Below are 20,887 nucleotides of genomic sequence, written 5' to 3'. Positions count from 1 at the left end.
GAGTCTCCTCAGGCCAGAGCCCGATTAATGATGATCTTTTGCACGTCTGAGGTACCTTCATAAATCTGGCACACCCGCACATCGCGGTAGATGCGCTCCATCGGGAAATCGCTCACATAGCCGTAGCCGCCCAGCGTCTGGATGGCGGCGCTGCAAACCTCTTCGGCCATTTCGCTGGCAAAGAGCTTGGCCATGGCGGCTTCTTTCAGGCAGGGCAGGCCGGCGTCGCGCAGGCTGGCGGCGTGCCAGATCAGCTGGCGGGCCGCTTCGATCTTCGTGGCGCAGTCGGCCAGGCGAAAGCCTACTGCCTGGTGGTTGAATATGGCGGTGCCGAAGCTCTGGCGCTCCTTGGCATAGCTGAGCGCGAACTCAAACGCGCTGCGCGCCATGCCCACGCTTTGCGCGGCGATGCCGATGCGCCCGCCTTCGAGCGCACCCAGCGCGATCTTGTAGCCTTCGCCTTCGTTGCCGATCAGGTTCTCGGCCGGGATGCGGCAGTTGTCAAAATTGATTTGCGCGGTGTCGCTGGAGTGCTGGCCCAGTTTGTCTTCAAGCCGCGCGACGACATAGCCCGGCGCGCTGGTGGGCACGACGAAGGCGCTCATGCCCTTTTTGCCGGCGCCCTTGTCGGTGACCGCAATCACGATAGCCGCATGGCCGTTCTTGCCGCTGGTGATGAACTGCTTGACGCCATTGATCACGTATTCGTCGCCGTCTTTGACTGCCGTGGTTCGCAGCGAGGAAGCATCGCTGCCCACATGCGGCTCGGTCAGGCAAAAGACGCCGAGCATTTCGCCCTGCGCGAGTTTTGTCAGCCACTGCTTTTTCTGTTGTGCATTGCCGTAGCGCATGAGGATGGCATTGACCGGGCAGTTGGTGACGCTGATGGCGGTGCTGGTGCCGCCGTCGCCGGCGGCGATTTCTTCGAGCACCAGCGCGAGCGTGAGGTAGTCCAGATTGGCGCCGCCGAACTCTTCGGGCACGCAGATGCCGTAAGCGCCAAGTGCGGCCAGGCCCTTGTGCGCCTCGACCGGGAAGTGGTGCTCTTTGTCCCATCGCGCGGCGTGGGGCCAGATCTCGGCCTGCGCAAAGTCGCGCACCGCGTCGCGGATCATGGTTTGGTCTTGGGTCAGAATCATCGAAATCTTTCAGTGGAGTGCAGGGCTCACCATGTGCTGAAGCGGCGGCCGTCGTAGTCAAGAAAGGCGCCCTTGTGCTCGGGCTTGAGCCCGGCCAGCGTGGCGCGCATGGCCGAGACACTTTGAACCGTGGTGAGCGGCGCGTCCAGGCCGCCCATGTCGGTTTGAACCCAGCCGGGCGACAAGGCCACCATGATGGCGCGCGGGTAGTCATGCTGGGCAGACGCCACGGCCATGTTCAGCGCAGCCTTGCTGACGCGGTAGGTCCAGCTGCTGCTGGACGGTACCTCGCCAATGCAACCCATGCCGCTGGTGATGAAGGCAAAGCAGCCTCCCTTGCCTCCGCGTGCGGCTTCGACCATGGGCGCGACCTGCGGAATGGCCTGCATGGCGCCCAGCACATTGGTGTGCAGGGTGTGGTCAAACGCCTCACGCGTCGGCGGCGAGAGTGCATCGCCCTGCGGAAAGACGCCGGCCACGTAGAGGGCGATGTCGATCTCTTCGCCGTCCAGCAGCCAGGCCAGGCCGCTGATGCTGGCGGGCTGGGTCACGTCCAGCCGCAAGGCCTTGGCACCCAGGGCCTTGAGGCGCTGCAGGCCTTCGTCGTTGCGCGCGGTGGCTATGACGTTGGCACCGTCGGCCAGGTACTGGCTGACGAATTCAAGGCCTATGCCGCGTGATGCACCGATGACGAGGACTTTCATGGATTAGGGCCTGTTAACACTGTGTTTGCAGGCCCTAGCCCGCAAAATTGAAATACTTCGACCAGGACGGATCGAACGCATTGCTCAGCTCAACGTCGGCGAACGATGCGCCGCGCAAGCTGGTGTCAATCACGCCGAGTGCGGCAGGCAGGTCGCCCACGTAATAGTTGGCCAGGCGCCGGCCGTTCCTGACCACGGTGTGGGACAGGATGCCGGCATGCTGAAGCTCCAGGCGGGTGGCAATCTGCTCCTGGACTTCGCGGGCACGCTCCAGTGCCGCATGGTCATCCACGGGCAGGCGCAGCTCGATTGCGTGACCAAGGTCAGGCCGCGCTGCAATCGCATTGGCGCTCTGGTTGACCGCCACGATCGCCTTGTCACCCTCCTGGTCGTCTTCTTCGTCACCCTCTTCGTCACCGTCCCCGTCGTTGCCAAAGACGACTGTCATGACAGACCACCGGTGTTCGCCGCTCGGGAACAAGCCTGTGTGCCCCAGTTCGTTCGTCCAGAACGCGTCGAGCACAGCGCCGAACTTGTCGAGCGTCGTGGAGCCGGCCACTTCGTCCGAGAACGCATCGACGAAGTCCACAAAACCCACCTTGACCGCGAAGTCGTACTCGCCCAGCACATGGTCGAGCATGATGAAGGTCATGTTGCGCGCATGGTCCTGCATGTCGCTGGGCAGTTCACGCGCAAACATGATTTCGATGCCCACCTGCCCTTCATCGGCGACGTGGCCGATCAGCACGTCGGAGGTTGCCAGTTCAAAGTTATCCATCCGCATGGGAAAGTCGGGGCTCTCCGTGCGGGCGCGAAAGGCGGTGAGGCTGTAGTGCTTCAGCGGCGGCGCGCGCTTGACGAAATCCAGCAGCAGCGGAAAGGTTTCGGTACTGCCGTGCGCGGTGGCGATCAGTTCGACCTGCTGGTCGCCGTCGTCAGCCGACATTTCCAGCGCCAGCCCCTCCAGGTACTCCTCGAGAACTTCATTGATGTTCTCGACCTGGTCGCGTACCGGCTGGCGGACAAGCTCCGCCTCGCCCTCCTGGAATTTCAGCCAGAAGGCATCAATGCGCTGGGCGAGCTCAGCGGGTGAAAGCGTTTGTGGTGCTTCTTGCGTCATACCAGCTCGATCGCCATGGCTGTGCCCTCACCGCCGCCGATGCACAAGGTGGCAACGCCTTTCTTCAGGCCGCGGGCCTTGAGCGCGTGGATCAGCGTCACCAGGATACGGGCACCGGACGCGCCGATGGGATGGCCCAGCGCACAGGCACCACCGTTGACGTTGACGATGTCGTGGCTGATGCCGAGCTCTTTCATGGCCGCCATGGGCACCACGGCGAAGGCTTCATTGACTTCCCACAGGTCCACGTCTTTGGCGCTCCAGCCGATTTTCTTGAGCAGCTTGTTGACGGCGCCGACAGGGGCGGTGGTGAACCATTCAGGGTCTTGCGCAAACGTGGCGTGGCCGAGGATGCGCGCGATGGGCGTGGCGCCCAGTTCTTTGGCGGTCGATTCGCGCGCCAGCACCAGGGCGGCGGCGCCGTCGTTGATGGACGAGCTGGAGGCGGCGGTGATGGTGCCGTCTTTCTTGAAGGCCGGTTTGAGCGTGGGTATCTTGTCGAGCTTGACCTTGCCCGGGCCTTCGTCGATGGAGATCACCGTTTCGCCGCTGCGGCCCTTGACGGTGATGGGAGTGATTTCGGCCTTGAAGGCACCGGATTCGGTGGCGGCCTTGGCGCGGTTGACGCTGGCGGTGGCAAAAGCGTCCTGCGCTTCGCGGGTGAACTTGTACTTGTCGGCGCACTGCTCGCCGAAGGTGCCCATGGCGCGGCCGGGTTCATAAGCGTCTTCCAGGCCGTCGAGCATCATGTGGTCATAAATGCGGTCGTGCCCGATGCGGATGCCGCTGCGGCCCTTGAGCAGCAGGTGGGGTGCGTTGGTCATGCTTTCCATGCCGCCGGAAACCATCACGTCGCGGCTGCCTGCGATGAGCTGGTCGTGCGCGAGCATGGTGGCTTCCATGCCGGAGCCGCACATCTTGGACAGCGTGACGGCACCCACGCTGGCAGGCAGCCCGCCCTTGAAACCGGCCTGGCGTGCAGGCGCCTGGCCCTGGCCGGCCATCAGACAGTTGCCGAACAGCACTTCGTCGACCTTTTCAGGCGCGATGCCGGAACGCTCGATGGCGGCCTTGATGGCGTAGCCGCCCAGGTCGTGGGCCGACAGGCTGGCGAAGTCGCCCTGGAAGCCGCCCATGGGGGTGCGGGCTGCGCCGAGGATGGCGATGGAATCAGACATGAGGTTCTCCTTGAAAAAAACGGGGGGGATAAAAAAAGTTAAAGGAATGCGGCGGGCTTTACGGCTGCGCCGCAACGCGTGTGAAAGTGCCCAGGCCTTGCTGGTTGTAGTGCTCGAGGGTGATCTGGTTGCCGCTGAACGTGGCCTTGGAAAGCGAGCCCGGCGGCGCGCTGTCGTTGAGCGGCACAAAGGTATAGGTGTCGCCGTCCCAATGCTGCAGGGGAAAGACCAGCTGGGGCGCAGCACCTATGCGCAGCTCAAGCGCACCCTGCGCCGTGCGCACGACCTGCAGCGGGCCGAGGTAGTCGTTGCGCCAGGTGCCCGTGTTGGCCTGCAACGGTGGTGCGGGCTGCGCCGGGCGGGGCTTGCCCGCGAGTTCGCCCTGCGGCGTGAAGACCTCGGCCATCTGTGCGGCGGCAATGGCGTACCAATCCTTCTTCACGGCGCGGAACTCTACCAGGTCGTAGAACTGCGCCACCAGCCCCTCGGCCACACCGGTGGGCCAGGCATTGGTGAGCACCACGATGCCCAGATTGGCCGACGGCATGACGGCGAAGTTGGTGGACGCGCCCCAGGAAAATGCGCCGTTGTGGCTCAGCACGGGGCGGCCGGCTTCGGTGGTGCTTATTGCGAAGCCATAGCCGTAAAACACGGGACGCTTGCCCGGCGCGGAGGCTTCCTGGGTGAGGTTCTTGGGTGTGAGGGCCGGCATCAACGCAGCAGCCGGCACCAGTTGCCCGCCAGGGCCGATGCCCCCTGACAGCACAAAAGACATCCAGCGCGCGACATCCCTGGCCGAAGAACTGACGCCGCCGGAGGGTTGCTGGCGGTCGGTGTTGAAACCCGTGGACCAGTTCTGGCGGCCGGGGATGTAGCCACGCTCGGGACCGATGACAAACACGCCGTTTTCCTTGACATGGCCTGGCGCGCGGTTCGACCTGGCCAGGAAATCCGAAAACCGCGAGCTGGTTGATGCCATGCCCAGCGGCTTGTAGAGCACCTGTTCCGAAAGGCTGGCCCAGTCCGTGCCGGCCGCCGCGGCGACCGCCATCGCGGCGCCGGTCATGCCGTAGTTGGTATAGGCGTAAGAAGCGCGAAACGGTGTCAGCGGCAACTGGCTGAAGCTGCGCAGGATGTCCTGCTGCGGGTAACCGAGCTCTTCGAGCATGTCGCCGGCATGGCCGGGCAAGCCGGAGCGGTGCGCGTACAGGTCGCCGATGGTGATGTTTTCGCTGACGTAGGCATTGCCCAGGGCAAAGCCGGGCAGGTGCTTGCGCATGGGTGTTTCCCACTTCACCTTCTCGGCGCCGACCTGCTGCGCGACAACCGTGGCGCCAATCGGCTTGGACATGGAAGCGAGCTGGAAAACGGTGTCGGCATCGACAGGCTCCGGGGAGCCGGCCGCACGCACACCAAAACCCTTGGCGTAAACGATGCGATCGCCCTCCACCACGGCCACGGCCATACCCGGAATCCCCGAGCGCCGCATCAACTGCTCAGCCATGCCGTCAATTTGGCCAATGGCGTAGGAAATCTGCTCAGACGCGGGCGGGCTCTGGGCGTAGGTGGGTGCAACCAGGGAGCCGGCAACGACAGTCATGAGCCATGCCAGAGGCAACAAGCGCGGGGAAAAGAGGCCGGACATCATCAACGTCTCCTTCAGGTCACAGGGTCTGAAAGGCATCCATCGCCATTCGCTTGTCCGTGCACCGCCGCCTCAAGGCGTCAGGCCGCTGAGGCCAGTGAGCACGGGCTCGGGCGGCAGTTGCATGAGGACTTCATCGTGGGGAGCACCGGGGCTGTGCAGCGCGACAAAGCGTTTCTCGCGCTCATAAGGAAATACGTCGTGCACGTGGCCGGCCTGGATGCGTGCCTGGTGGCTTTGCCAGAAATGGGCGTCGAGCAGGTCGCCATGGTGCTTCATGAAGACTTCGCGCACCGCGTCATTGCCGAGCAGGAAGGGGCCGAAAGTCTCGGGGAACACGTCCTTGGGGCCGACGGTATACCAGACCTCGCCGCTCATCTCTTCTTCCTCGTTGCGCGCGGCGGGCACCTTGCGGAAGTTGCAGTCGGTGATGTATTCGATTTCGTCGTAGTCGTAGAACACGACCTTGCCGTGGCGCGTGATGCCGAAGTTCTTCCAGAGCATGTCGCCGGGGAAGATGTTGGCGGCCACCAGGTCCTTGATGGCGTTGCCGTATTCGACGACGGCGCGCTCGATCTGATCCTGGGCTGCCGGCTCTTTCACGCCGGCGTCAAAGGCTTCCTGCAAATAGATGTTGAGCGGGATCATGCGCCGCTCGATGTAGACGTGCTTGATGATGACTTCGGTGGCACCGTCGCCGTCGCGGTCGCTGATTTCAAGCTGGCTGGGCGCGAATTTCTCGATCTCGGCGATCAGCTCATCATCAAAGCGCTCGCGCGGGAAGGCCACTTCGCTGTATTCCTGTGTGTCGGCCATGCGGCCTACACGGTCGTGCTGCTTGACCAGCAGGTACTTGCCCTTGATCTGTTCGCGCGTGGTGTCTTTTTGCGGCGGGTAGTAGTCCTTGATGACCTTGAACACGTAGGGGAACGAGGGCAAGTCGAACACCAGCATGACCATGCCCTTGATGCCGGGCGCGATGCGGAACTTGTCGGTGGAATGCCGCAGGTGGTACAGAAAGTCGCGGTAAAAAAGCGTCTTGCCCTGCTTGGCCAGGCCCAGCGCGTTGTAGATTTCAGCGCGCGGCATGTGCGGCATCATGCTGCGCAAAAACTGCACGTAGGCCGATGGGATGCCCATGTCGACCATAAAGTAGGCGCGAGCAAAGCTGAACAGGATGAGCAGGTCGTCTTCACCAAACAGCGCGGCGTCGATGACCAATTTACCGGCCTTGTTGTGCAGCACCGGCAGCGCAAACGGCACTTCGTTGAAGCCGTTGATGATCTTGCCGACGACGTACGCGCCCTTGTTGCGGAAAAACAGGCTGGTGAGCACCTGGATCTGGAAGTTGGCGCGCAGCTTGACGTCGGTGAGCCGCCCGCTGATGGCTTCAAGCACATAACCCGCGTCGCGCTCGAGGTTGTCAAACGGCAGGCGCAGGTCGAAGTCGCGCACCAGCTGCAGCAGCACCTCGCGCATGTTGTCGCGCGTGGGGTAGTAAGCGCGGTAGGTCGGCTGCGAAGCCAGCTCGTCGTTCTCGATGTATTCGGTGCTGACGGCGGGCCGCACGAAGATGAAGTCGTTCTGGAAGTAGCTGCGGTGCAGGATCTTGGTGGTGACCGAATTGAAAAACGTTTCGGCCAGCTCGGGCTGGTGGTGGTTGACCAGCAGGCCGATGTAATGGAGTTTGACCTGCTGCCAGACGTCCATGGGCTGCTCGCCGGCCTTGAACTCGCGCTCCAGGCGCATGGACGCCTCGCGCACGCGCAAGTCGTAAAACTCGATGCGTTCGCGCTGGGCACGCTGCTGGCCGTGCCAGTCTGCCGTTTCAAAGCGGTGCTTGGCGCGCGCGGACTCGGTTCGGAACAGTTGGTAGTGGCGGTTGAAGCCGTCCATCATCGCCTTGGCGATGTCGTAGGCAATGCTCGAGTCCAGGCGCTGGGGGAACATGGCTTGCTTTGCGCCGTTCAGACCAGCTGCTGCTGTTCACCGCCGCCGACGCGGGCGTTCCAGGTGTCCCACACACGGTCGATGGCCTTGCCGTAGAACTTGTTGAGCTCCTCGGGCGCCGACACGCTCATCTGCAGGTCCTGCAGCAGGCCGTCATGTACGCCGAAGGCCCAGCCGTGCACGGTGACCTCCTGGCCGCGCGCCCAGGCATCAACCATGACCGTACTGACGGAAACATTGACCACCTGCTCGATGACGTTGATATCGCACAGGGCTTTGGCACGCACTTCCTCGGGCAGGCTGTCGAGGAGCTGGCGGTGGCGGTGGCGCACGTCCTGGATGTGACGAAGCCAGTTGTCGGCCAGGCCGATGCGCGCGCCTTCGAGCGCGGCCTGCACGCCCGAGCAGCCGTAGTGACCGACCACCATGATGTCCTTGACCTTGAGGCGCTCGACGGCGAACTGGATGGCCGAGAGCGCGTTGAGGTCGGAGTGCACGACGATGTTGGCGACGTTGCGGTGAACGAACACCTCGCCGGGCTCAAGGCCGGTGATCTGGTTGGCGGGCACGCGGCTGTCAGAGCAGCCTATCCACATATACCTGGGCGTCTGCTGCTTGACAAGGCTGGTGAAGAAGCCTGGGCGCTCGGCTTCCATCTGCGCGGCCCAGGCGCGGTTATGGGCGAAGAGGTCTTGGAGCGAAGTGGTCATGGGCGTATTTTCGCCTGCCCGCGGGGATGCCGTCCGGCAAGCGGCTGAAAGTCACGTTTCATCGATCGCCCTCGCCTTCAACAGCGCTTTTTCTTCCAGGCATTTATCGGTCAGGGTGGCGAGCTCTTTGTCGCTGAACGGGGCCGAGGGTGTGGGGTTCGGCCCGGACTTCACGATGGATGCATCGACCAGCAAAGGGCCTTCTCCGGAAAAATCACAGACAAAACGGTATTTGCCGTCAGTGAGCGACGCGGTCAGCATCTTCCGGGTCTGGTGCAGCTTGCCGCTCTGGTAGCACCACCTGTCCACCTCACCGTCACCCTGGACCAGTCCGGTCAGGCAGCGGTCTCCTTCGCGTTCATAGAATACGCCCTTGCCTCCCGCAAGGAGTGGGCGCAGGTTCTTGAAGTCAGGCGTTGGGCCGTGCGAATACATCAACTGCTGGGCGGGATAAGGATTTCCGGCGCCATGGGCGTATTCAAACAGCGTGAGGTTTCCCATGCTGGCCCACTTGAACTGCTCACATCCTGTATGAAGCGTCTGGCCCTTGGCGGTGAAAGCCATGGGCTCGTCAAGGTCGATGCTGACGGTTGTGCCGTCCCGCAGGGTGAGACCGACGGCGTACGTCGCGAAACGGCCCTTCAGGGCGAGCACAGCCTCCTCGGAGACCTCCCCCACCCTTGAGGCATCAAGAAAGACGTTCACGGCCTTTCCCCGCAGCGATTCGGGGACGCCGCATTCGAACGTCGCGTCGGCTTGCGGCACTGCCGCGTAGGGCGGGGGCTCATCTTTTTCGCACGCACCGAGAAGCGCGGCAAGCACGAGCACAAGGAGCCATCTCGCCGTCTGATGTGTCACTGGCATGGGTACTGGCCTTACATGGTCTCGGCGAACAATTCGCGCCCGATCAGCATGCGGCGGATTTCGCTGGTGCCGGCGCCGATTTCATAGAGTTTGGCGTCGCGCCAGAGGCGACCCAGCGGGTATTCGTTGATGTAACCGTTGCCGCCGTAGATCTGCACGCCTTCGCCGGCCATCCAGGTGGCTTTTTCGGCGCACCAGAGGATGACGGAGGCGCAGTCCTTGCGGACCTGGCGTACGTGGTCGGTGCCGAGCATGTCGAGGTTTTTGGCCACGGTGTAGGCAAACGAGCGGCCGGCCTGCAGCACGGTGTACATGTCGGCGACCTTGCCCTGGATGAGCTGGAACTCACCGATGCTCTGGCCGAACTGCTTGCGGTCGTGGATGTAGGGCACGACGTTGTCCATGACGGACTGCATGATGCCGAGCGGGCCGCCGGTGAGCACGGCGCGTTCGTAGTCAAGGCCGCTCATCAACACTTTCGCGCCGCTGTTGAGGCCGCCGAGAATCTGGCTGGCCGGGACTTCGACGTTGTTGAAGACGAGCTCGCCGGTATGGCTGCCGCGCATGCCGAGCTTGTCGAGCTTTTGCGCAACGGAAAAACCCTTCATGCCTTTTTCAATCAGGAAGGCGGTCACGCCGCGCGCGCCGAGTTCGGGTTCGGTCTTGGCATAGACCACCAGGGTGTCGGCGTCGGGGCCGTTGGTGATCCACATCTTGCTGCCGTTGAGCAGGTAGTAGCCGCCCTTGTCTTCGGCTTTCAGTTTCATGCTGATGACGTCGCTGCCGGCGCCGGGCTCGCTCATGGCCAGCGCGCCCACGTGCTCGCCGGTGATGAGCTTGGGCAGGTATTTTTTGCGCTGCTCGTCGGTGCCGTTGCGCTTGATCTGGTTGACGCAGAGGTTGCTGTGCGCGCCGTAGGACAGCCCCACCGAGGCGCTGGCACGGCTGATTTCTTCCATGGCGATCATGTGGGCCAGGTAGCCCATGTTGGCGCCGCCGTATTCCTCACCCACGGTGATGCCGAGCACGCCGAGCGAGCCCATTTTTTGCCACAGGTCCATCGGGAACTGGTCGTTGCGGTCGATCTCGGCGGCGCGCGGGGCGATCTCGGCCTGTGCGAATTCGCGCACTGCGTCGCGCAGTGCGTCGATGTCTTCACCGAGCATGAAGTTGAGTCCGGGCATGTTGGTCATGGTGGGCTTTCTGAAGTCGTATGACGGGATTGGATTAGTAGGTCTTGGGCACGGGCACCAGCGTCTGCTGCATCAGCGCGCAGGCGCTTTCCTTGCCCGCTGCGCCGACGTGCGTGACTTCAGCGGTCGTGACGATGATGCGCTTGCCGGCCTTGACGACGCGGCCCAGGGCGCGCAGCTCGCCGTCCCTGAAACCGGCCATGAAGTTGATCTTGTATTCAACCGTGGTGACCTCGGAATCTTCCGCAGCCATGGTCAGCGCGGCGTAACCCCCGGCGATATCGGCCAGCGCGCCCATCGCGCCGCCGTGAAAGCTGCCCTGCTGCTGCGTCACGCGCTCCGAATAGGGCAAGACCACCTCGCACAGACCGGGCTCCACGCGCAGCAGGCGCGCGCCCAGGTGCTGCATCAGGCCCTGGCGCAAAAAACTGGCTTCAATGCGGCGAAACAGTGTGGACGGTGCGGCGGTTGCATCCATGGAAGACCCTTTGAACGGATAAAAGGCGGCTCTTGTTTTAGTTGACGTTTACGTAAACGTCAATTATGCCTGCTGGCGGAAGCACTGTCCAAGGGCGGTGAAAGCTTCGCGCGCGACCTGAGAGTCCGTGCGATCGCGTCACGAAGGGGAAAGAGATGTGCATCGCCGGCAAATTGCGCTTCCCGCGAATTGCCCGTATGGACAATCACCATGCGGGCGACGGGATCGACAAAGATATTCTGGCCGCCGACACCCCAGAAAAAGGACCGGCCGCCGGCCGCCTGCGGAATCCAGACGTGCAACCCATAGAACGGGGCCCCTTTGGGCTGCGGCTTGTCCGGCCGCAGCATGACCATCTCGTCGATCCATGCGGCGGGCACGACCTGCCCGCCTGCCGCCTGCCCCCGGTTCAGCACCAGCGCCCCCAGCCGGCCGTAGTCGCGCAGGCGCGCGGCGAACTGGCCTTGAACGCCCTCCTCACCGTGGAAATTCTTGATCCAGAAGCCGCTGCCCTCGGCCCCGAGGCGCGACCATATCCTGTCTTCCAGATACGCGGTGTTGCTCATGCCGGTACGTTCGCTCAGCATGAGGCCGAGCAACGCGGTCACCGCGCCGTTGTAGCTGAAGGTCTTGCCGGCGGGCGATCGATCCGTCTTCTCCTTCAGGTAGCGCCGCATGCTCTGGCGCGGCGAGACGGTGGGGTCGGTCGCGCGGTTGTCCGATATCGCGCCCGCCTCGTAGGCGGCATGAAGCCTGGCCGAAGTGGCCATCCGCAGCAGATCCTCCACCGTGTCGTCGGCAAATGCGCTGGCTTCGAAGCCTGGCAAGACCTGCCTGACGGTGGTGCCCAGCGCCAGCTTGCCTTCCGCGACCGCCACGCCGACCAGCAGCGACAGGATCGTCTTCGACATGGACGCCGAGAGCAGCGCGCCCTGGGCGCCGGTTCCCTGCAGGTATCGCTCATAGACGATCCGGTCCTCATGCAGGACGAGAAGTCCCGTCGTGCAGAAACGGGTCAGGTACTCCTCGAGCGAATGAGCTTCGGGATCCCCGGCAACGCGATACGTCACGTTCTCCAATGGCAGGCCATGGCCAAACACCGCCGGCGCAGCAGCCGCCCGCGCTTCGTTGAACGGAAATCGCTGCTGAGGGTTGAGGAATGAGCCGGTGCATCCCTGTTGGGCCGCCGCGAGGGCGGGCAGGCCCACCGCGAGCAGGACCAGGGCCGCGCGGCGCAGGGAATCGATCGTCATGGGGCTAGTCGCAAAGCAGGTCACCGCTACGCCGCCTGCTTCGCTTTCTCAAGTTTCGCCAGCAGCGCCTTGGCCTCGCGCTCGTGCGTTTTCACCTCTTCGAGGTTGCCCTGCAGTTCGGTCATCTGCTCCTCCAGCTGCGCGCGGTGCTGCGCCAGGATGGCGAGGAACTTGCGCAGCTGCGGCCCGGTGTCGCGCGGGCTGTCGTACATGTCGATGATGTCCTTGGCCTCGGTCAGCGACAGGCCCAGGCGCTTGGCGCGCAGGGTGAGTTTGAGCCGGGTGCGGTCACGCGCGGTGTACACGCGGTTGCGCCCGCCCGCGCCTTCGCGCTGGGGCTGCAGCAAGCCCATGTCTTCGTAAAAACGCATGGCGCGCGTCGTCAGGTCAAACTCTTTTGCCAGGTCGCTGATGGTGTAGGTGGTGGCCATGGTGGTGAAGTCTTCTTTGCAAACGCTAAGGGCTCGTGGCTATTGAGGCAGCGCGAAACAGGCGCGGTCCCTACAATGGTTGTGTATGACGTTTACGTAAACGTCAAATATACCGCGAATGATGACATGAACCTCCTTGAGCAGCAACTGGATTACCCCTTTGGAGACACCCTGCCCGAGTCGGGCATGACCATGGAGGTGGCGCCGGGCGTCAAGTGGATACGCATGGCCCTGCCTTTTGCGCTGAACCACATCAACCTGTGGCTGCTGCGCGACGAGATGGACGACCCGGACCGGGCGGGCGCGAAGATCCAGGGCTGGACCATCGTGGACTGCTGCATCAGCCGGGAAGAGTCGAAAGCGCAGTGGGAAGCGGTTTTTGCCACCCAGCTTGAGGGCCTGCCGGTGCTGCGTGTCATCGTGACGCACATGCACCCAGACCATATCGGGCTGGCGCACTGGCTCTGCGAACGCTGGACCACGCCCAAACACGTTTGCATGTTGTGGATCAGCGCCACCGACTACCTGTCAGCCCGCATTGGCTCGCAAAGCACCACCGGCTTCGGCGGCGAGAGCGCCGCGCGCTTTTTTGCCGCGCACGGACTGGTTGACCCGGAATCCGTCGAGAAAATACGCGGCCGGGCCAGCTACTACCCCGGCATGGTGCCGGCCGTGCCGGCCAGCTACGTCCGCATCATGGACGGCATGACGGTTCGGATCGGTGGGCGCGACTGGCGCAGCATCAGCGGCTACGGCCATGCACCCGAACACATCGCGCTGCACTGCGAAGAGTTGAACACCCTCATCAGCGGCGACATGGTGTTGCCGCGCATTTCGACCAATGTCAGCGTGTACGACATGGAGCCGGAGTCGAACGCGCTCACGCTGTTTCTGGAATCCATCGACAAATTCCTGCCGCTGCCTGAAGACACGCTGGTGCTGCCGTCACACGGCAAACCCTTTCGCGGCCTGCACACACGCATAGGCCAGCTGCACGACCACCATCGCGACCGGCTGGCCGAAGTCATGCAGGCCTGCACCGCCGCGCCCTGCAGCGCGGCCGACATACTGCCCATCATGTTCCCCCGCAAGCTGGACCTGCACCAGACCACCTTCGCCATGGGCGAAGCCGTGGCGCACCTGCATGCGTTGTGGTTTGGCGAAAAGCTCACGCGCCGGCTGGATGCCGATGGGATTTACCGTTTCAGCAGCGTTAGTCCGTAAGCGGGGCCAGGCGCAGCTGCACTCACAAGCATGGCCGCTATGTTTTTAGTAGCTGCTCGCGCTCGTCCCTATTGGCCTGCAGCCCGATTCGGCACATAGGAATGAGTGATCGTGGGACCCCTTCTTTACCAGCCGGGGCCGCGGAACCGGCTTTGCCGGGCCGCAGGCGCAGCGCCCCCTCGGGGGGCAGCGCATTACACGAAGCCGAAGGCGAAGTGAAAAGCGTGGGGGCTTAACTACGCCACTTCCGGTTAGCCGTCACCAAAGCGGTGAGGTAACCGTGCAGCCATTCAAAGTTGACAGGTTTTTTCAGCAGGTGGGCGTGCTGCGGCAGGCCCCCGCGGGCCTCAATGGCGTCGGGCGGCAGGCCGCTGATCACCACGATTTGCATATCGGCCAGCTGCACGTTGCGTTTGAGCGCCTTAAGCATCTCAATGCCGTCCACGCCGGGCATGGACAGGTCCGTGATCAGCAGGTCGGGCCGCATGCTGGCGATATCCATCATGGCCTCCAGGGCAGATGGCATCCAGGTGCAGTCAACCGGCAGGTCCCAGTCTTCAAACTGGCAGCGGTACAGCTCGCGGGTGTCTTCGTCGTCTTCCACCATCAGCACCCGCAGGCGGCTTTTGGGGTCGGTGTCGACGCGGGACAGCTGTGGGCTGTTTTTGGCCAGGTAGGCGTTGATGGACTGCAGCGCAATGCGGCGGTGCCCACCCAGCGTCTTCCACGCCTCGATTTCCCCTTTTTCAACCAGGGACTGCACCGTCGCAACGGAGAGCCCCAGAAGCTTGGCTGCATAGCTGGTGCCGCAGTAATCCTCGCTGGAGAAATCCGCAGCCGTGATCGCGGCCTCGAAGGACTTGGGTTCACGCGCCATGGCAGACCGAACGGGGATTGGAGTGTTTCATTTTGGGCATTTTAATCAATTCGACTCAATCGCTTCACAGAAAATGATAGTAAGCATCAACTAACACCAGCGGGCACTGCCAGCGTCAGGGAGACAGCGGTGCGGTGGGCAGGGTGAAGAAGAACGTTGCCCCCTTGCCGGGCGCCGCCTCGGCCCACAACCTGCCGCCGTGCCGCTTGATCACGCGGCTGACGGTGGCCAGCCCGATGCCCGTGCCCGGAAACTCCGCGACAGCATGCAGGCGCTGAAACGGCTTGAAGAGCTTGTCGGCATAAGCCATGTCGAAGCCGGCACCGTTGTCCCTGACGAAAAACTCCGGCAGCCCCGCGGCATCAAGCTGGCAGCCTACCGTGATTTCGCTGAGGGGTTGCTGGGCGCTGAACTTCCAGGCATTGCCGATCAGGTTTTCCATCACCACCCGGACCAGCCGGCTGTCGCCGTGCGCCTTCAGGCCTTTTTCGATGTTCACCGCAACCTTGCGCTCGGGGTCGCGCACCCGCCATTCGTCCAGGATGATGCGGGCAAGCTCCGACAGGTCCACCACCTTGTTATTCAGGGGGGTGCGCGACACCTGCGCCAGCGACAGCAGGTCTTCAATCAGTTGCCCCATCTGCGCTACGCCGGCCTGGATACGTGCCAGGTAGTGCGTCACCTTCTCGCCGGCATCGGCCCCCAGGTGTTTGCCCAGCAGGCGGCTGAAGCCGTCAACGGTGTTCAGCGGCGAGCGAAGGTCGTGCGACACGGAGTATGAAAACGCTTCGAGTTCCTGGTTGGACAGGCGCAGGGCGGCTTCAATGGCCTTGATCTCGGTGATGTCCGCGTCGATGCCCACCCAAAAGGCCACTTCACCGCGTTCGTCCAGCACGGGCGATGCGCGGTAGGACATGGTGTGCACGCCGTCCCTGGCCAGCACGCGGCGTATGCCCGAATATTGCGACCGCGTCTCCCGGGCGACCTGCCAGCGGGCCCTGATATCGGGGAGGTCGTCCGGATGAATGGCGGCAAACCATTGCGTGCCGGTCCAGTCCTCCATCTTGCCGCCCGCCAGGTCAAACCAGGCGCGGTTGAAGTAGGTGGCCGCGCCGTCCGGATCGCTGGTCCATACCACCTGGGGCGCCTGTTCGGCCAGCGCCTTGAAGAGGGCCTGCTGGCGTTCCAGCGCCAGCGTGCGGTCCGCCACTTTCTGCTCCAGCCCGGTGTTGAGCTGGCTGACCTCCTCGATCAGGCGGGAGTTCTGGATGGCGATGGACGCGAGCTGGGCCAGTTCGAGCGCCACATATTCGTCCTCCTGCGTGAACTCGCCCTGGTATTTGTCGGACAGCTGGAGCAGCCCGATGTTTTTGCCGTCGCGGCCCGTCAGCGGTACGGCCAGCCAGCCGCGCATGGCCGGATGCTTGTCGGCGTAGCTGCCGAAGCCGCGCCAGCGCGGATGCGCCTCCAGCTCTGCCTGTGTCATGCGCATGGACCGGTTGGTCTGGCAGACCAGGGCGTAAATGCCGGTGCCGTCGGGCGCCTCGATCATGTCCCGGTATTTCGCATACTTTTCGGAAAGCGACAGGGCGTTGATGGCCTGCCCCCAGTCGCTGTTCACGGTGAGGCTGACGATCGCCTGGTGCGCGCCTATCACCCCCCGGGCCTGTTCGGCCACCTCGTGCATGGTGCTTTCAAGCGTCTGGTGCCAGGTGATGGCCTGGGCCGCGTCAGCGGCGCGCTGCAAGGTGTACAGGTGTTCCTGGACCTCATTTTCAACCTTGACCTGGGCCGAGATATCCAGCGCCAGGACAAAACGCGCCGGCCGGCCGGCATACCGCACCGAGGTTGAAAAAGGGCGGGCGGTGAAAAACGACCCGTCCTTGCGGCGATGCTCCCAGCGCTCCTTGACGATCAAAGGCGAGGCGGCGTGCTGGGTCCGGAGGTTTTGAGCTTCTGCTTCGCTGCGAATGTCGTAGATCGTCATCGACAGAAACTCTTCCATCGTATAGCCATAGCTCTTGACGGCGGCTTCGTTGACCATGAGGAAGCGATAGGTCTCGGCGTCAAAAACCCACATCGGGATCGGTGCCATTTCAAAGAGAGCCGAGTAGCGGTGCTCGCTTTCTACCAGCGCCTGCTCTGCCAGCTTGCGCTGGGTGATGTCGCGCTGCACCGCGACCCAGTGGGTGTAGTGACCTTTGGTGTCGGTGATCGGAACAATGTCGAGCTCCAGCCAGACCTCCTCGCCGCTCTTGGTGTAATTGATCAGCTCGGCGCGTACGGGCTGCCATTTTTCCAGTGCAGCCTTGATGCGGTCGAGCTCGTCCCGCTGCGTTTTGGGGCCCTGCATCAGGCGTGGCGTTTTTCCCAGCACCTCTTCGCGCGTGTAACCGGTACGGCGCTCAAAAGCGTCGTTGACAAAGATGATGCGCGGGCCGGCGCCATCGATGGGTGCGGCCTCGGTGATGAGCACAATGTCGTTGAGCCGGGATACGGCGGTTTCCAGAAGGCGCAGGTGCGCCTGCGCTTCGTGCTGTTCCGTGATGTCCTGCAGCACGCCGACCAGGCTCACAACCTTGCCGTCCCGCTGCAAAGCCCGGCCCTGCGTGCGCACCCAGATGCGCCGGCCCTTTGCCGTGATGAGGGGCAGCTCCAGGTCCCATGGCGTACCCTGCTTCAGGGCAGCCAGGGCGACCGAGCGGATGGTGCGCCGCGCTTCGGGTGCGTAAAAGTCGAGCGCCTCCTCAACCCCCAGGCCGGCCGCCGGATCGAGTTCGTGGATGCGGTAAATTTCTTCAGACCAGTAAGGCGTCATGGTGTCGACAGCGACCTCCCATCCACCGACTTTCCCCAACGCGCCGGTGCGGTTCAGCAGCTCCGTGCTTCGGGCCACCACCAGTTCCGCGCGCTTGCGGTCGGTAATTTCCTGGATCACGCCGGAGCGGCGGCGCCCCGACGGGCCGCGGCTCGCGCCTTGCCCCTCCTGCCCGGTGTCCCCGGGCTGTGCTTCGTCAGCGCGGCCAAACAGGTGGACCCATCGAATCTCGCCGGCGGACGTGACGATGCGGAACTCAATGTCCAGCGGCTGGTTGGTCCGAACGGACAGATCGCGCCGTTCCTTGAAGGCCTGGCGGTCCCCGGGATGGACCAGCTGCATGAATCTGCCATGACTCCTGTCGAAGGTCGCGCGGTCAACACCGAGCACCTCGTAAACCTCATCGGACCACCAGCTTTCATCGGTGCCGGTGTCCAGCTGCCAGTAGCCGATGCGGCCCAGGCGCTGGGCGTCCCGCAGTTTCTGCTGGATGGCTTCGCTGTTTGCCAGTTCAGCCTCCAGGACACTCCGATGTTGCTCAAGCGACTCGGCCATGCGGTTAAAACCTGTGGATATCCTCGCAAACTCCCCGAAGTCGTCAGGCCGGCCTGGCGGTATCCGCACATCCAGCCGGCCGTTCTGGAGCTGCCGGATGGCCTCAAGGATGCTTCGGGTGGGCTCCACGATGGCACGCCCGCCAATGACCCAGGCGACGCCGCCGCCCACAAATGCCACCAGCAACAACACCACCAGTTCCAGCCACAGCTGTTCCCGGCTGGCGCCCACGACCAGTTCGCGGTCCAGGCTGACCGCCACAAAAAAAGCGGCGTGTACGTCGGGGCTGCTGGGCATGAAAGCCCACAGGCGGCGCTGCCCGGTGCCGTCCGGCCCATCGCTGGTTCCGGTACGCATCTGCTGCACGGCCGCCTTCAGCACGGGGCTTCTGGCCACCTGCCCGATTCGTATGGGGAGGTCGGGCTTGCCAGCCAGCAGCACGCCACCACGGTCGTGTATGCCCAGCGCGCCGCCGGGCGGCAGCTGGACGTCGATGGTGGACTTCGCCATCTCGGCCAGGTCTACCGACGCAAAAGCCACAATGTCAACGCGCCCGTCCTTGTCCAGCAGCGGCAACGCAAATGTGATGGAAGGCCGGCCCGTGGCACGCCCCACAATGTATTCACCCACCACAAAGCTGCGCTGCTCAACGGCATTGCGGAAATAGGCACGGTCGCCCAGGTAGCCGAGCCGCACGCCTTCCTGCCCGTTGCACAGCGCATAGCCGTCCGTTCCCACAATGCCGAAATTGGCGTAAAGCGGAAACAGCTTGTTGAGCTCTACAAGGTAGCGGTTGCAGCGGTCGGCGTTGCCGTCCCGCAGGCTGGGCACATGAACAATCGCCGTCAGTATCTGCCGGGCCGATTCCGCCAGGCGCTGCTGGCTGGATGCGGCCAGCGATGCGGCGAATTGCAGGTCGGTCTGGGCGCGCTCGACGGCGGTGTCGGCGTTGTAGACGGCCTTGAAAATGGACAGGCCAAACATCGGCACGATCGCCACCAGCACGAGCATGACAAGGCGGGTCCGCAGCGTGATTTGAAGCTTCATGGCATCAGCGCCGCAGGTACCGGCACCGGGTGTTTCTGGGCCACCGGTGCGTCACGGGATGTCAGCCGGCCGCGATGGATTCATTGACGCCCAGCCAGTACGCCTGCAGGCGGTTGAGCTTTTCGGTCAGCCCCCCAAAATCGACGGGTTTACGGACAAACCCGTTGGCCCCGCTCTGGTAACACGCCACGATGTCGGACCGCTCGCTGGAAGATGTCAGCATGACAACCGGCACCAGCGCGGTCAGGGGATTGGCCCGCACGCTGCGCAGTACGTCCAGGCCGGACAGCTTGGGCAGCTTCATGTCGAGCAGGATGAAAGCCGGCTGCCTTTGCGTGTCGCGCCCCGCATGGGCACCCTGGCCGAACAGAAAGTCCAGCGCCTGCACACCGTCCCGGGCGACGGCAATCTCGGCTGTGACGCCCTGCTCCTCCAGCGTCAGCACGGTCAGTTCCAGGTGGTCCGGATTGTCTTCAACTACGAGTATGAGTTTGTCGTTCATGTGGACTTCAGGTGCGCGGAGTCAATCCCTGTCGTTTTCTGGTTTTTTGGTTTTTTCTCATATTACCAAGTAAAGAAACGCCGCAGTACTGTGATTTGTACCCCTTTCACGTCTCTTAACGGGGCTTGCCCGGGGCTGCAGCGCAGGCTTACCAGCGAGGGATCGCTTCGTCCTTGAGCTGGCCGCGCAGCTCGGCGTAGTCGGGCACCACCGCGCGCACGGTGTCCCAAAAGCGCGGGCTGTGGTCCATGACACGCAGATGGCTCAACTCATGAACCACCACGTAGTCGATCACCGACTGCTTGAAATGGATCAAGCGCCAGTTCAGCCGGATGGAGCCATCGGCGCTGGCGCTGCCCCAGCGGGTGCCGGCGCTGGAAAGGCTGAGCTTGTGCCACTGCACGCCCAGGTGCGGCGCGAAATGGTTGAGCCGCTCGGTAAAGATGCGCTTGGCCTGGCGCATCAGCCAGGCCTGCACGGCGTCGCGGATCTGCTCGGGCGTGGCATGGTGGGGCAGGCCCACGTGCAGCGTGAGCTGCGCCACACCGGGCAAGGTGCCGTTGGCCGCATCGTCGTTGCCCTGCAGCAGCACTTCGGCGGCGGTACTGGTTTTGAGTTCGGCGCCGACACCGCCGAAAGCGTGCCGCGGATCGATCACCACAATGACCTGGTCACCCAGGAAAGGCAGCGTGGTACCGTCCTTCCAGTCAATGCGTGCGGACTCCAGGCGCTCATGGCGCACGCGGGTTTCCTGCAGCTTGGCCAGGATCCAGCCGGATTTTTCCAGCACCGCCTTGTCGATTTCATACAACGGCACCCATTTGGGCGCGCTCACCGTGAGGCCGTCGGCGCCGGCAGAAAAGCCGATGGTCTTGCGTTTGCTGCGGCGGAACTCATAAGCCACCAAAATGCCGTCCAGCACGGTCTCACGGGTGGCGCGCGGATGGCGGAAGGTGGCGGGTGCCAGCGCCTGCTGCAAGGTTTGGGCGGGTAGTTGCGGCCCCACGAACTCACCATTCGCTATGTTTTCGATAGCTGTCGGCGCAGTATTTATAGGGGCTACAGGCCTTTTTGGCCTGTTTTTTCTGGCTTTTGAGCCGCTGGGAACGCCAGCAAGCGGCGCCGGCGCGGAATCAAACAGGTCGAGCGTGAACTGAAGAAGCCGTTGCATCATGGCAGTTTAGCTTGACAGCATGGGC

At 63.4% G+C, this 20,887-nt stretch carries 17 protein-coding genes; 1 reads left to right on the top strand and 16 read right to left on the bottom strand.

Going from position 1 to position 20,887, the window contains the following annotated elements; translation table 11 throughout:
- Positions 1-8: 8 nt before the first annotated feature.
- The 12 genes from ACXJKE_RS22630 to ACXJKE_RS22575 all read right to left on the bottom strand — a co-directional run bounded on the left by ACXJKE_RS22630 (position 9) and on the right by ACXJKE_RS22575 (position 12,665).
- Positions 9-1,139: an acyl-CoA dehydrogenase family protein gene (locus ACXJKE_RS22630; RefSeq protein WP_457282837.1), complete on the bottom strand. Its 1,131-nt coding sequence runs from the start codon at positions 1,137-1,139 to the stop codon at positions 9-11.
- A 26-nt stretch (positions 1,140-1,165) separates the two neighbouring features.
- Positions 1,166-1,843 (bottom strand): SDR family oxidoreductase, encoded by a 678-nt coding sequence (locus ACXJKE_RS22625; protein ID WP_457282836.1) that lies wholly within the window; start codon positions 1,841-1,843, stop codon positions 1,166-1,168.
- A gap of 34 nt (positions 1,844-1,877) precedes the next feature.
- A complete protein-coding gene (locus ACXJKE_RS22620; protein ID WP_457282835.1) occupies positions 1,878-2,963 on the bottom strand; it encodes a DUF695 domain-containing protein in 1,086 nt (361 codons plus the stop codon).
- Entirely contained in the window at positions 2,960-4,141 is a 1,182-nt protein-coding gene (locus tag ACXJKE_RS22615) for an acetyl-CoA C-acyltransferase (RefSeq protein ID WP_457282834.1), read from the bottom strand. The genes ACXJKE_RS22620 and ACXJKE_RS22615 overlap by 4 nt, the downstream gene beginning before the upstream one ends.
- Positions 4,142-4,199: 58 nt before the next feature.
- On the bottom strand, positions 4,200-5,789 hold the full coding sequence (locus tag ACXJKE_RS22610) for a serine hydrolase (protein ID WP_457282833.1): 1,590 nt from the start codon (positions 5,787-5,789) through the stop codon (positions 4,200-4,202).
- Between the two features lie 69 nt (positions 5,790-5,858).
- The gene (gene aceK / locus ACXJKE_RS22605; protein ID WP_457282832.1) at positions 5,859-7,736 is read right to left on the bottom strand and encodes a bifunctional isocitrate dehydrogenase kinase/phosphatase; all 1,878 of its coding nucleotides are present in this window, start codon (positions 7,734-7,736) and stop codon (positions 5,859-5,861) included.
- A gap of 17 nt (positions 7,737-7,753) precedes the next feature.
- Positions 7,754-8,446, bottom strand: coding sequence for a carbonate dehydratase (can, locus tag ACXJKE_RS22600; protein WP_457282831.1), 693 nt, complete (start codon positions 8,444-8,446; stop codon positions 7,754-7,756).
- Between the two features lie 51 nt (positions 8,447-8,497).
- Positions 8,498-9,310, bottom strand: coding sequence for a hypothetical protein (locus tag ACXJKE_RS22595; protein ID WP_457282830.1), 813 nt, complete (start codon positions 9,308-9,310; stop codon positions 8,498-8,500).
- 11 nt (positions 9,311-9,321) lie between these two features.
- Complete coding sequence (locus ACXJKE_RS22590; protein ID WP_457282829.1) at positions 9,322-10,503, bottom strand: isovaleryl-CoA dehydrogenase; 1,182 nt, start codon at positions 10,501-10,503, stop codon at positions 9,322-9,324.
- A gap of 34 nt (positions 10,504-10,537) precedes the next feature.
- A complete protein-coding gene (locus ACXJKE_RS22585; RefSeq protein WP_457282828.1) occupies positions 10,538-10,981 on the bottom strand; it encodes a PaaI family thioesterase in 444 nt (147 codons plus the stop codon).
- A gap of 59 nt (positions 10,982-11,040) precedes the next feature.
- Positions 11,041-12,234: a serine hydrolase domain-containing protein gene (locus tag ACXJKE_RS22580; protein ID WP_457282827.1), complete on the bottom strand. Its 1,194-nt coding sequence runs from the start codon at positions 12,232-12,234 to the stop codon at positions 11,041-11,043.
- A 26-nt stretch (positions 12,235-12,260) separates the two neighbouring features.
- On the bottom strand, positions 12,261-12,665 hold the full coding sequence (locus ACXJKE_RS22575; protein WP_457282826.1) for a MerR family transcriptional regulator: 405 nt from the start codon (positions 12,663-12,665) through the stop codon (positions 12,261-12,263).
- Positions 12,666-12,791: 126 nt separating this feature from the next.
- Here ACXJKE_RS22575 and ACXJKE_RS22570 point away from each other — a divergent pair, with 126 nt between their 5' ends.
- The gene (locus tag ACXJKE_RS22570; RefSeq protein ID WP_457282825.1) at positions 12,792-13,889 is read left to right on the top strand and encodes an MBL fold metallo-hydrolase; all 1,098 of its coding nucleotides are present in this window, start codon (positions 12,792-12,794) and stop codon (positions 13,887-13,889) included.
- Positions 13,890-14,121: 232 nt separating this feature from the next.
- Here the strand turns inward: ACXJKE_RS22570 and ACXJKE_RS22565 are convergent, their stop codons facing one another.
- From ACXJKE_RS22565 to ACXJKE_RS22550, 4 genes are all read right to left on the bottom strand, one after another.
- The gene (locus ACXJKE_RS22565; RefSeq protein WP_457282824.1) at positions 14,122-14,766 is read right to left on the bottom strand and encodes a response regulator; all 645 of its coding nucleotides are present in this window, start codon (positions 14,764-14,766) and stop codon (positions 14,122-14,124) included.
- 115 nt (positions 14,767-14,881) lie between these two features.
- Positions 14,882-19,186 (bottom strand): PAS domain S-box protein, encoded by a 4,305-nt coding sequence (locus ACXJKE_RS22560; protein WP_457282823.1) that lies wholly within the window; start codon positions 19,184-19,186, stop codon positions 14,882-14,884.
- 61 nt (positions 19,187-19,247) lie between these two features.
- The gene (locus ACXJKE_RS22555; RefSeq protein ID WP_348049366.1) at positions 19,248-19,688 is read right to left on the bottom strand and encodes a response regulator; all 441 of its coding nucleotides are present in this window, start codon (positions 19,686-19,688) and stop codon (positions 19,248-19,250) included.
- 148 nt (positions 19,689-19,836) lie between these two features.
- A complete protein-coding gene (locus tag ACXJKE_RS22550) occupies positions 19,837-20,862 on the bottom strand; it encodes a M48 family metallopeptidase (RefSeq protein ID WP_457282822.1) in 1,026 nt (341 codons plus the stop codon).
- Between the last annotated feature and the right edge of the window lie 25 nt (positions 20,863-20,887).

The sequence above is a fragment of the Polaromonas sp. P5_D5 genome, assembly GCF_054049435.1.
Note: the sequence above shows the minus strand (reverse complement) of the source record. Positions and strands in the feature narration are given on the sequence as shown.